The organism is Natronospira bacteriovora, assembly GCF_030848495.1.
In the GTDB taxonomy this organism is placed as follows: domain Bacteria; phylum Pseudomonadota; class Gammaproteobacteria; order Natronospirales; family Natronospiraceae; genus Natronospira; species Natronospira bacteriovora.
Genome location: NZ_JAVDDT010000002.1, coordinates 61035 through 72102, shown reverse-complemented (window position 1 = coordinate 72102; position 11068 = coordinate 61035). Strand labels below are relative to the sequence as shown.

11 protein-coding genes are annotated in these 11068 nt (G+C 63.0%); all 11 read right to left on the bottom strand.

All coding sequences use genetic code 11. The annotated features are described in order from the left end of the window. Window positions 1-64: 64 nt before the first annotated feature. The 11 genes from RBH19_RS03110 to ffh all read right to left on the bottom strand — a co-directional run bounded on the left by RBH19_RS03110 (window position 65) and on the right by ffh (window position 10938). Window positions 65-847 (bottom strand): DUF6502 family protein, encoded by a 783-nt coding sequence (locus RBH19_RS03110; RefSeq protein ID WP_306727360.1) that lies wholly within the window; start codon window positions 845-847, stop codon window positions 65-67. A gap of 290 nt (window positions 848-1137) precedes the next feature. After that, the gene (ahpD, locus tag RBH19_RS03105; RefSeq protein WP_306727359.1) at window positions 1138-1668 is read right to left on the bottom strand and encodes an alkylhydroperoxidase, AhpD family; all 531 of its coding nucleotides are present in this window, start codon (window positions 1666-1668) and stop codon (window positions 1138-1140) included. A gap of 108 nt (window positions 1669-1776) precedes the next feature. Then, on the bottom strand, window positions 1777-2316 hold the full coding sequence (locus RBH19_RS03100; protein WP_306727358.1) for a peroxiredoxin: 540 nt from the start codon (window positions 2314-2316) through the stop codon (window positions 1777-1779). Window positions 2317-2485: 169 nt separating this feature from the next. Continuing rightward, a complete protein-coding gene (gene htpG / locus RBH19_RS03095) occupies window positions 2486-4342 on the bottom strand; it encodes a molecular chaperone HtpG (protein ID WP_306727357.1) in 1857 nt (618 codons plus the stop codon). Between the two features lie 121 nt (window positions 4343-4463). Further along, on the bottom strand, window positions 4464-4940 hold the full coding sequence (locus RBH19_RS03090) for a methylated-DNA--[protein]-cysteine S-methyltransferase (protein ID WP_306727356.1): 477 nt from the start codon (window positions 4938-4940) through the stop codon (window positions 4464-4466). Beyond that, complete coding sequence (locus tag RBH19_RS03085) at window positions 4937-6703, bottom strand: hypothetical protein (protein ID WP_306727355.1); 1767 nt, start codon at window positions 6701-6703, stop codon at window positions 4937-4939. Before RBH19_RS03085 ends, RBH19_RS03090 begins: the two co-directional genes overlap by 4 nt. 523 nt (window positions 6704-7226) lie before the next feature. Beyond that, a complete protein-coding gene (rplS, locus tag RBH19_RS03080) occupies window positions 7227-7571 on the bottom strand; it encodes a 50S ribosomal protein L19 (RefSeq protein ID WP_306727354.1) in 345 nt (114 codons plus the stop codon). Window positions 7572-7655: 84 nt separating this feature from the next. After that, window positions 7656-8414, bottom strand: a complete 759-nt coding sequence (gene trmD, locus RBH19_RS03075) for a tRNA (guanosine(37)-N1)-methyltransferase TrmD (protein ID WP_306727353.1) — start codon at window positions 8412-8414, stop codon at window positions 7656-7658. Next, entirely contained in the window at window positions 8414-8905 is a 492-nt protein-coding gene (rimM, locus tag RBH19_RS03070; protein WP_306727819.1) for a ribosome maturation factor RimM, read from the bottom strand. The genes trmD and rimM overlap by 1 nt, the downstream gene beginning before the upstream one ends. A gap of 86 nt (window positions 8906-8991) precedes the next feature. Continuing rightward, window positions 8992-9258 carry a 30S ribosomal protein S16 gene (gene rpsP, locus RBH19_RS03065; protein ID WP_306727352.1) on the bottom strand — a complete coding sequence of 89 codons (267 nt, stop codon included), beginning with the start codon at window positions 9256-9258 and terminating at the stop codon, window positions 8992-8994. 309 nt (window positions 9259-9567) lie between these two features. Further along, the gene (ffh, locus tag RBH19_RS03060; RefSeq protein ID WP_306727351.1) at window positions 9568-10938 is read right to left on the bottom strand and encodes a signal recognition particle protein; all 1371 of its coding nucleotides are present in this window, start codon (window positions 10936-10938) and stop codon (window positions 9568-9570) included. Between the last annotated feature and the right edge of the window lie 130 nt (window positions 10939-11068).

Sequence of the window (11068 nt, the reverse complement as noted above, 5' to 3'; positions counted from 1 at the left end):
GCGGGAAAACGGGGAATTGGTGGCATGGTGATGGGCCGCACTCCGGCCCACCACCATTGGAAGATCATTTTTCGTAGGTGTAGAGGACGATGCCGGCCGTATACTTCTCCTTGCCGGCCGCCTGCGAGGTTGCCGGCAACCAGGCTTTTGCCTTGTCCAGCAGCTCGACCCCTTCAATCCGTGCCCGGGAACGGAACTCGGCCAGTTCCTCCGATGAAAGAGTCACGGCGGCATGCCCCTGGAAATGGGTCAGCTCGCCGTTCTGCCAGTGACCGTCCACGCTGCTGATCAGTCCGGCCATGGCTTCAGCCAGGTAATCCAGCTTCTCCGGCGAGACATCGGCTGGTGGCCGGTAGTCCCGGGCAATCAACGACAGCCTGCCGTCATCATGCCGTTCAACCGCATGCACCCGATCGAGTTCATCCAGCACGGCACGGGGCGGGGCATCACCACTGTATCGCCGCACCAGGGCGGTGAAACTGCGGCCACCGTTCTCCATGGGCAGGCGATCGGGCTCACCCGTTCGATCCTGAAAATCCGGATCATTGACCCAGCCATGAATGACACGTGCCGCCCGATTGTGCAGGCGCAATTCACTGTCGGGCTGATGCGCAGCATCGGACTGAACCCGTTTGACCTCCTTTCGGGAAAGACCAGTAATGACGGAGACCCGGGAATCACTTTGCTTGCGGCCGGGAATCCGAAACTCGTCACGGGCCACTTCCACGAAGACACGCTTCGCCAGTTCTGCAAACGCCTTGTAACTCATGCCGTTGCGGAGCAACAGCCGCGCCAGTGGGCGGAGGAAGGTCGCCAGTGCGCGTGCGAGGTTTCCGTTGTCAGTCATGGCGGGATCTCTCTTATGTAAAATATCTGTTGGAGCCGAAATCACTTGATTCCCTCCCAACCCATTGAAAACCGCCCCCCGAACAATGGGCTGTGACTGCATTATGCAAAATCGATGATGCGTAAAAACCACGCAGTCATACGAAATTGTAATATCGGGATACGAATGGCGCAACCACCCGGCATGGCCGCCCAGTCCCATTTTTTGCACCGCATGTCGGCCAAAATTGGCAGGTGGCCCACCGCTGAATTCGCGTCGGTGGGCTCCTGAGATTCCTGCTTCCCGGTCAATCAGGCCGCGTAGCGGGTGGTGGTGGCCGCTGCCTTGACCACGGCAGCAATGCGCACCGCACTCTGGATGGCTTCGCGGCTGACATCCGCCCTGCGTAGAGCCTTTTCGTGGTTCTCCACGCACAGCCCGCAGCCGTTGATGGCGGAAACCGCCAGGGAATAGAGTTCAAAATCAGTCTTCTCCACACCGGGACGGCCAATGACATTCATGCGCAGGTTCGCCGGCATGCGACCGTACTCCTCGTCACCGACCAGGTGCAGGAAGCGGTAGTAGACATTGTTCATGGCCATGATCGAGGCTGCGGCCTTGGCGGCATTGATGGTGGCCTCCTCCACCTCGTCCTGCACCATGGCTTCCACCTGACGGGCGAAGTCCACGTTGTCCGAGGCATAGGCCGACGCCACGGCGACGCCGTACACCTGTTCCTGGCTCAGGCCCGGTGCCCCTTCCTTCTTCAGCACCGAGGACAGATTCAGTCGAATGTCCTTGGCATAATCAGGCAATGCCTGCTTGAGATCGCTCACGCTCATCACAACACCTCAGGGATTCAGTCAGGCAGATACCGCTGTGGTCAGCGGTCCCCGCCTAAAAAACGGGGCCCCGAAGGGCCCCGCCGGTTCATCGGATACGCGGCCGGATCAGGCAGCGTTCAACGTCTCGTCACCCTTCTCCCAGTTACAGGGGCAGAGTTCGTCCGTCTGCAGGGCATCGAGGACACGCAGGATTTCGTTCGGGTTGCGGCCCACGCTCATGTCGTTGACGGAGACATGACGAATGATGCCGTCCGGATCAACGATGTAGGTGGCACGCTGGGCAACACCTTCTTCCTTGTCCTGAATGCCCAGTTCGCTGACCAGCTTGCGATTCAGGTCTGCCAGCATGGGAACGGGCAGGTTCTGCAGGCGCTCGTCATGGGTGCGCCAGGCCAGGTGCACGAACTCGCTGTCGGTGCTGGCAACCATCAGCTGGGCGTCACGGTCCTCGAACTCATCGGCCATGTCACCGAAGGACTGGATCTCCGTCGGGCAGACGAAGGTGAAGTCCTTGGGATAGAACATGTAGATGGTCCACTTGCCCGGGAAGCTCTTATTGTTGATTTCCTCGAAGGCATTCTTCGCATCAGTGGACACAGTGGCGTTCACGGAAAATTCCGGAAACTTTTCGCCGTTTCCCAGCATTATTTTTTCTCCTAGGTTGGATTGACAAACGAAGTTAATTGCTATCGAAGTTCCGATTTCGATTAACGGGCGCTATTTAAACCGATTTGGACCCCGGGATCAACCGAAGTTTTTCTATCCGACTCATTGCCTGAAGCTATCTACCGCTCCGTCAGGGCCCGGAGCACCACTAGTCGCCCTGCTGCACCAGCATGCTGTTCAGGCGCTTGACGAACGCCGCCGGATCACTGAGCTGGCCACCTTCGGCGAGCAGGGCCTGATCGAACAGCACCTGGGCCCAGTCCGCAAAACGTGCGTCATCGCTCTGTCCTTCCAGCCGCGACAGCAGGGGGTGTTCTGGATTGATCTCCAGGATGGGGTGCAGCTCCGGCACACTCTGTCCCGCCTCCTTGAGCAGTCGTTGCAGATTCAGGCTGAGACCGCCCTGTTCGGAGACCAGGCAGGCCGGCGAATCCACCAGACGCCGTGAAACGCGCACGTCGCTGGCCTGTCCGTCCAGGGCTTTCCGCAAGCGCTCGAGCAGGTCCTTGTGCTGCTCTGCCTGCTGCTCGGCGTCCTTCTCCGAGTCGATCTCCTCCTCGGCGCTGTCAGCCTGGGCCACTGATTTCAGCGGCTTGCCGTCAAACTCCGGCAGATGCGCCACCAGCCATTCGTCCACCCGGTCCGACAGCAGCAGCACTTCAATGTCCTTCTTGCGGAAGGCCTCCAGGTGCGGGCTGCTCATGGCCGTGGCGTGATTGTCCGCGGTCAGGTAATAGATGGCCTTCTGGTCCGGCTGCATGCGGTCGACGTAGTCCTGCAGGGAGACCGTCTGGCTTTCCGGATGCCGGGTGGAAGCGAAACGCAGGAGGCCGGCAATGCGCTCGGCATTGTCCGGGTCTTCCGCCGGGCCTTCCTTGATCACCGCACCGAACTGCTCCCAGAAGCGGGCATAGTCTTCCGGCCGATTCTTCGCCATGTCCTCCAGCAGCCCCAGCACCTTCTTCACGGCACCGGCGCGAATGCTGCGCACCAGGCGATTGTCCTGGAGAATCTCGCGGGAGACATTGAGGGGCAGATCATCGGAATCGATCACCCCTCTCACGAAACGCAGCCAGCCGGGCATCAGCTGATCGGCCTCGTCCATGATGAACACGCGGCGCACATAGAGGCGCACGCCACGCCGGCGCTCCCGATCCCAGAGGTCAAAGGGGGCGCGGGCGGGAATGTAGAGCAGCATGCTGTAGCGCTGGCGTCCTTCCACGTGATTGTGGGTCCAGGCCAGCGGCTTCTCGCTGTCATGGCTGAGATGCTGGTAGAAGCCCTGGTAATCCTCGTCCTTGAGTTCGTCCCGGCCCCGGGTCCAGAGGGCGGAGGCGCTGTTGACGGTCTCCCACTCCTCGCCTTCCCCGGCCGGCATCAGGATCGGCCGACCGATGTGATCGGAATAGCGGCGGATGATGTGTCGCAGGCGGGCCGGCTCGAGAAACTCGTCGGCATCCTCGCGCAGCTTGAGAATCACCTCGGTGCCGCGTTCGGCCCGCTCGATGGTCTCGATGCTGAATTCGCCACCCCCGTCGGACTGCCAGCGCACACCCTGTTTTTCATCGGCCCGGCGGGTATTCACGGTTACCTGCTCGGCAACGATGAAACTGGAATAGAAGCCGACCCCGAACTGGCCGATCAGCTGGGCATCCTTGCGCTGGTCTCCCGACAGGGAATCCAGAAAACGCCGGGTACCGGAACGGGCGATGGTGCCCAGGTTCTCGACCACTTCCTGTTCGCTCATGCCGATACCGTTGTCGGCAATGGTGAGGGTGCGCGCCTCGGGATCGACACTGATCCGAATCTGCAGGTCGCCGTCACCTTGCAGCAGCGTTTCGTCCTGCAGGGCGGCAAAATGCAGGCGATCACAGGCATCGGATGCATTGGAGACCAGTTCCCGCAGGAAGATCTCGCGATTGGAGTAGAGGGAATGGATCATCAGCTGCAGGAGCTGCTTGACCTCGGCCTCGAAGGGTCGAGTCTGGGCATTGGCGGTCGCCATGACGAAGCTGAGCCTCCTCGGTTTCTTCGGTTCGACGGGATTCGGATTGGCTGCGGCGGGCAGCGATCACTGAAATGGGGGCGTTCCGCTCGGTTTCAAGGGCCACAGGGGCCACGTGGCCTTACGACGGGAAATGCACCCCTTCACGGGCAAGCAGCCATCGCTTGCGCGCCACCGGTTCACCCTGCGTCGCCCCGGCATAGCCACCGATGCCGGTAGCCGACACCACCCGGTGACAGGGCACCAGCAAGGCGACGGGATTGCGTCGGCAGGCACCGGCAACCGCGCGCGGACTGGAGCCCAGCGCTCGCGCCAGATCACCGTAGGATCGGATCTCCCCGGCCGGAATCGTGCGCATGCCACTCCAGACCCGACGCTGGAAGGCACTTCCCTCCAGGCGGATCGGTGCCGAATCAGCCACGCTGAAGTCACCATCCAGCCAGCGCCGAACCAGTATCACGGAGGGATGGGAGGAATCCATGAGGCTGTCGGGATGCGGCTGCGCCCGCATGTCCAGTGCAACGATCATGTCCCCGTCCAGAACCACGTCCAGCCACCCGAAGGGCCAGCGCAGGGCATGGTGAGCACGCGGACTCATGGCTCGGGGCGCTCCCGCTGTCCGTCCAGGGGACGGGTCTGCAATCGCTGAATGCGATTGCGCAGTACCGAGCGCCGAGCCTCATCATCGGTGGCATTGAGCAGAGACTGATAGAGACGCCGGGCATCCGCCGCCAGACCGGCTTCGGCCAGGGCATCCGCCGCCCGATACCGGGCCGTCTGAGCCCACTGATCCATGGAAAAGGGGTCATGAAAGCCCGCCGAGCGCAGGTACAGGCGTGCGGCCTCAAGGGGGTCATTCAGGCCCTCGGCGGATTCCGCTGCCCAGAAAAGAATCTCCCGCCGCTGCTGCCCTTCCAGGTCCAGTGCCTGCAGACGCCGCAGAAAATCCATGGCCGCCTCGTGATCGTTCATGTTCTGCAGATCAAAGATCACCTGCAGGAAACGCCCCACATTGAGCTCGTCCTCGGCCTCCAGCAGGACGCCCTCCAGGGCCAGCAGCCCTTCCTCGCGCTGCCCCCCCAGAAGCAGTACCCGGGCACGGCGCAACCCCCATTCCTCGGGATCCGCACCCGCCGGTGCTTCGGTCAGGGCGCTCATGAGCCGTGACGCCAGCGGAATATCCGCCTCGGCCAGGGCCATGTCGGCCAGTCGATAACGTACTGGGAGGGGGATAGCGTCGATCTCCGGGAAGCGGTCACTGTCCAGATACAGGCGCCGGATCAGGGCCGGACCATTGCGCTGATTGGCAAGACTGTCAGTCAACAGGCCATGGGCCCGCTGACGGGCATCCCGTTCAAAACTGTGCAGGGCAATGACCGCCAGCATGGCGCGGCCCTTGACCGGCTCGCTGGCCAGGAAGTCATCGGCGTGCTCGAACCACATGGGGTCATCCCCCACCAGTATGCGCGCCTCATTGCCAAGCTGCCGGCCGAAAGCCTCGTAGGCCGACCACAGCATTTCCGGCATCAGTTGAAAGACCGGGTCCGCGCGCAGCTCGTCGCCGCGGTAGGCCAGGCCACGCTCCAGCGCGCCGACACGGGCTGAACGGTTGCCGGTAACATCGGCGGCGCGCACCGCCACGGACCAGGCCATTCGCCGATCGGCGATGGCGGCATCTTCATCAAAACCCAGCTCGATGGCCGCACTCAGAACCCGGCCGGCATTTCCCTGGTCCGCCTGCAGCCGGGCCAGCAGACGCAGCGGGCGATACTGATTCTCCGGCAGGCCATCCAGTGCCCTGAGCGCCTCGCTGCCCTGCCCCTGCTGCAGATAGAGACGCGCTTCGATCACGCGAGTCTCGCCGCTGTCGTCACCGTAATCCTGACGGAATCGCCGGAGGGCGGTCCGGGCCGCGTCTGCGTTGCCGGCCTCGACCTGGCTTTCGAGGACGAGACGGCGCCATTCCCGCAGCCGCTCGCCGGAGGGCGCATCGTCCTGCCAGATCAGGCCACGCAGCACCTGCCGCGCCTTGACGTCATCGCCGAGGGCCAACAGGGCCTGAGCCTGCTGGGTGCGCGCCCAGCGGGAAAACTCCACCGGCGCATGCTCAGGATAGGCCGCCACGCGGGCATCCATTGCCGCCCATTGCTGGCGACTGCGGTAGAGAAAAACGCGCTCCCGTTCCCAGCGAATCCAGGTCACCGGGTCCTCGGCCAGCGGCGGCTGATGGCGATCCATCAGCTCCAGCGCCAGCCCGGTGGCACCGCCTCGCGCCAGGGTGCTGATCTCGGCGAGGTCGGCCGCAGACAGCGGCGATGTGATGACCGCCAGGCCCAGCAGGCCGGCTTTAAACCCACGCAATCTCAATATCCCTCTCCTGAAAGCGCCCAGGGCCACAATGTTGCCACAAATCCCGCCGAACGGCGCCGGAAGATCAGCCCCGCGGACCAGACCGGAACTCCGTTGCCAGGAGTGGCGGAACAGAGCAGGAATCCCACGTCAACACAAGAACGACTCATCGCGGAAAAGCGGGGAGTGCCGAGCGGTTAGGGGGCGTCGGGTTGGTGGGGGCGTGCCCGGAACCGCCGCGAGTACGTCCCTGTAGGCTGCGTAATCAACGTCCTGTTTGGAACCACTGCCCGCCGAATCACCGCTCTGGAAAGGGTCTTGGTGGCCCTGACCAGAACCGTGGGAAACAGGGATGTTTCCCTCGAGCCTACAGGGATGTATTCACGGCGTGTTCTGGTCAGGGCCACCAAGACCCGCCCCGGCAACCACGCCCGAATTTCCTCCCCGCTTTTCCACGAAGAACCAAAAAAAAACGGCCCCCGGTTGTGCCGGAGGCCGTTTTGTCTGGCGGAACGGGGCAGAAGACCCCGTGCAATCAGACCTTTTCCTTGATTCGGGCAGACTTGCCCTGACGCTCGCGCAGATAGTACAGCTTGGCGCGACGCACATCACCGCGACGCTTCACGGTGATCTCGGCCACGTTCGGGCTGTGGGTCTGGAAGACTCGCTCCACACCTTCACCGTGGGTGGTCTTGCGCACGGTGAACGCGGAGTTCAGACCCCGGTTGCGCTTGGCGATCACCACGCCTTCGAAGGGCTGCAGACGCTCACGGTCGCCTTCCTTCACACGCACCTGCACCAGGACCGTATCGCCGGGACCAAACTCCGGCACGTCGGTCTTCATCTGTTCTTTTTCCAGTTCCTGGATGATGTCGCTCATGACTTCACCTGCTCAGTCTTTCGAATTTACCGGAGAGTTCAACCCTGCCCTCTGCCCACGGAACCCCATGGACAGGGGGCAGGGCTAGACCGCCCCATGATCTCCGCCCTGCTCGCGGATGAACTCATCCAGCAGGCGGCGCTCCTCTTCACTCAGCTCCCGCTGCGCCAGCAGATCCGGACGACGCTGCCACGTCCTGCCCAGGGCCTGCTTGAGACGCCACTGCCGGATGGCCTCATGATCGCCACCCAGCAGTACCGGCGGAACAGCCTGATCGTCCACCACCTCCGGCCGGGTGTAATGCGGATGGTCCAGAAGACCATCGGCCGAGAAAGAATCCTGCTCGGCCGACTCCGCATGCCCCAGCGCCCCGGGCAGCAGCCTTGCCACTGCGTCGATCAGCACCATGGCCGGAAGCTCTCCCCCACTGAGGACATAGTCCCCAATGGAAATCTCTTCATCCACCTCACGCTCCAGAAGCCGCTCATCGACGCCTTCGTAGCGCCCCGAAACCAGCAACAGGCCCGGCAGGGTCGCAAGCTCTTCCACCAGGGCCTGATCCAGCAGGCGCCCCTGGGGGCTGAGGTAGATTGTCCGGCTGCCGGCCGGCATGGCCGCCCGCGCCGTACGTATGGTTTCGCCCAGGGGCTCGACCCGCATGACCATGCCGGGACCGCCGCCGTAAGCCCTGTCATCCACCGTGCGATGACGGTCGCGGGCAAAGTCCCGCGGATTCCAGGTATCCAGACGCAGAAGGCCACGCTCCGCGGCGCGGCCCGTCACCCCGAAGCCGGTCACTGCCGCGACCCGCTCCGGAAACAATGTCACCACCGAGACCTGCATCAGAAGTCCGGATCCCAGTCCACCAGGATCAGGCCGACTTCCAGGTCCACGGATTTCACGAACTGGCCCTGCACGAAGGGCAGCAGCCTTTCCCGGTCACCCTGGACCACCATCACGTCATTGGCCCCGGTTTCCAGCAGCCCGGTCACTTCACCGAACTCGACGCCTTCCAGATTCCTGACGGAAAGGCCGATCAGGTCCACCCAGTAAAACTCATCCGCCTGGGTGGCGGGCATGGTTTCGCGGGGAATGGCGATGTCCCGCTGAATCAGGGCCGCTGCCTGATCCCGGTCCTCAATGCCTTCGAGCCGGGCAACCACACCCTTGCCGTGCTTTCTCCCCTCCAGTACCCGGAAGGGCTGCCATTCACCACGATGACGCAGATACCAGGTGTCGAAGTCGACGATCGACTCTCTTGGCCGGGCGTGGGAATAGACCTTGACCCAGCCCTTGACACCAAACAGGCCGGATATCCGGCCCAGGGTGACCATTCCGGTCGCCTGCGTCTGACCGCCATGACGGTCCGCTTCGCCCGCCGAACCCCGACTGGGTGAGCGCTCAGCCATGGCGGCAGGAATCAGGCTTCAGCCTGGGCTTCCGCCTGCTTGCGGCCCTGCTTCAGCAGCTTGGCAGCACGCTCGGAAGGCTGGGCGCCCTGGGACAGCCAGTAATCGGCCCGCTCCAGATCCACGCGCAGCTTCTCTTCATTGCCGCGAGCCACGGGGTTGAAGAACCCCAGGCGCTCGACAAAGCGGCCATCACGGCTGTTACGGCTGTCGGTGACAACCAGATGATAAAAGGGACGCTTTTTCATGCCGCCCCGAGCAAGACGAATCGTGACCATGCCGTTACTCTTCGGTTCTGTGAGAAATCCCTGCCCGCCGCCAGCCCTACCGCTGCGACGGTAAACCGGGCATTTTACGCGAAGGAGATAAAAGCTACAAGCTCAAGGCGCCCGGCATAGCCGGGCAGCTGCAAGCTTCAAGGCGCAAGCGACAAGCTGCTCCGGGCCGCCGCTGATGCCGTGCTCCAAGCAAAGGGAAAACGGCAAACTACCAGCTTGAAAAAACCATGTAATTCAACCAACTAACGACAAACCGGCGGCCGACAGGGGTCGCTTGCAGCGTGAAGCTTGTCGTTTGAAGCTCCCGGCCTACTGGCCGGGAAAACCCATGCCCGGGGGCATCTTGCCCTGCAGGCCGCGCATCATCTTCTTCATGCCCCCCTTCTTGCCCATCTTTCGCATCATTTTCTGGGCCTGGGTGAACTGCTTGAGAAGCTTGTTGACGTCCTGGACTTCCACCCCGGAACCACGGGCAATCCGGCGCTTGCGGGAGCCATTGATCACGGCCGGCTTGCGCCGTTCTTCCCGGGTCATGGAATTGATGATGGCAACCTGGCGGCGAATGGCTCGGTCATCGAACTGGCTGGCCGCACCGGGCGGCAGCTTTCCGGCGCCGGGCAGCTTGTCGAGCAGGGCGCCGACCCCACCCATGTTCTGCATCTGCTCCAGCTGGTCGCGGAAATCCGCCAGGGAGAAACCCTTGCCCTTCTTGAGCTTCTTGCCGAGCTTGTCGGCCTTTTCCTGATCAACCTTGCGCTGAACCTCATCCACCAGGCTGAGCACATCGCCCATGCCGAGGATGCGCGAGGCCACCCGGTCCGGGTGGAAGGGTTCCAGGGCATCGGTCTTTTCCCCCACCCCCATGAACTTGATCGGCTTGCCGGTGACCTGCCGCACGGACAGGGCCGCGCCACCCCGGGCATCACCATCGGCCTTGGTCAGCACCACCCCGGTCAGCGGCAGCGCCTCGCCGAAGGCGGCGGCCGAGCGGGCCGCATCCTGGCCGGTCATGGCGTCCACCACGAACAGGGTCTCCAAAGGCTCCACGGCCGCATGGATGTCACGCACCTCCTGCATGAGGTCTGCATCCACGTGGAGACGGCCTGCCGTATCAACGATCAGAACATCGGCGTGCTGACGCCGGGCGTGCTCCAGACCCTGCTCGGCAATACGGCGAGGCTCGGTGCCCGACTCGGCCCGATAGAAGACCGCACCGATATCCCCGGCCAGGGTTTCCAGCTGCTCGATGGCCGCCGGACGACGCACGTCGGTGCTCACCACCGCCACCTTCTTCTTCTCGCTCTCCATGAGGTAGCGGGCGAGCTTGGCAGTGCTGGTGGTCTTGCCGGCCCCCTGCAGACCCGCCATGAGAATGACCACGGGCGGTTTGCCGTGCAGGTTCAGCCCGTCATGGGCTTCACCCATGACGCGAACCATTTCGTCATTGACGACCTTGACCAGTGCCTGGCCGGGGGTCAGGCTCTTGAGGACTTCCTGGCCCACCGCCCGTTCACGAACATGCTCGATGAAATCCTTGACCACCGGCAGGGCCACGTCGGCCTCCAGCAGGGCCATGCGGATTTCCCGCAGGGTCTGGCGGATGTTGTCTTCGGTCAGGCGGCCCCGGCCCTTTACCCGATCGAGGCTCTGACTGATTCTGTCACTGAGTCCCTTGAACATGTTACGGCTCACTGTGAATTGAACCCCCTATTGTACCGTCCGGCCCACACAGAACGCACCCCGCCTGTTCCAATTTGCCTGTCTTTGCAGGTAATCTGAAAGTCGACACCCTGCGGCCATGCCGCCCGAC

Coding starts and splice junctions, on each gene's coding strand:
- RBH19_RS03110 (WP_306727360.1), bottom strand. CDS start 847: ATGACTGACAACGGAAACCTCGCACGCGCACTGGCGACCTTCCTCCGC.
- ahpD (WP_306727359.1), bottom strand. CDS start 1,668: ATGAGCGTGAGCGATCTCAAGCAGGCATTGCCTGATTATGCCAAGGAC.
- RBH19_RS03100 (WP_306727358.1), bottom strand. CDS start 2,316: ATGCTGGGAAACGGCGAAAAGTTTCCGGAATTTTCCGTGAACGCCACT.
- htpG (WP_306727357.1), bottom strand. CDS start 4,342: ATGGCGACCGCCAATGCCCAGACTCGACCCTTCGAGGCCGAGGTCAAG.
- RBH19_RS03090 (WP_306727356.1), bottom strand. CDS start 4,940: ATGAGTCCGCGTGCTCACCATGCCCTGCGCTGGCCCTTCGGGTGGCTG.
- rplS (WP_306727354.1), bottom strand. CDS start 7,571: ATGAGCGACATCATCCAGGAACTGGAAAAAGAACAGATGAAGACCGAC.
- trmD (WP_306727353.1), bottom strand. CDS start 8,414: ATGCAGGTCTCGGTGGTGACATTGTTTCCGGAGCGGGTCGCGGCAGTG.
- rimM (WP_306727819.1), bottom strand. CDS start 8,905: ATGGTCACCCTGGGCCGGATATCCGGCCTGTTTGGTGTCAAGGGCTGG.
- rpsP (WP_306727352.1), bottom strand. CDS start 9,258: ATGGTCACGATTCGTCTTGCTCGGGGCGGCATGAAAAAGCGTCCCTTT.
- ffh (WP_306727351.1), bottom strand. CDS start 10,938: ATGTTCAAGGGACTCAGTGACAGAATCAGTCAGAGCCTCGATCGGGTA.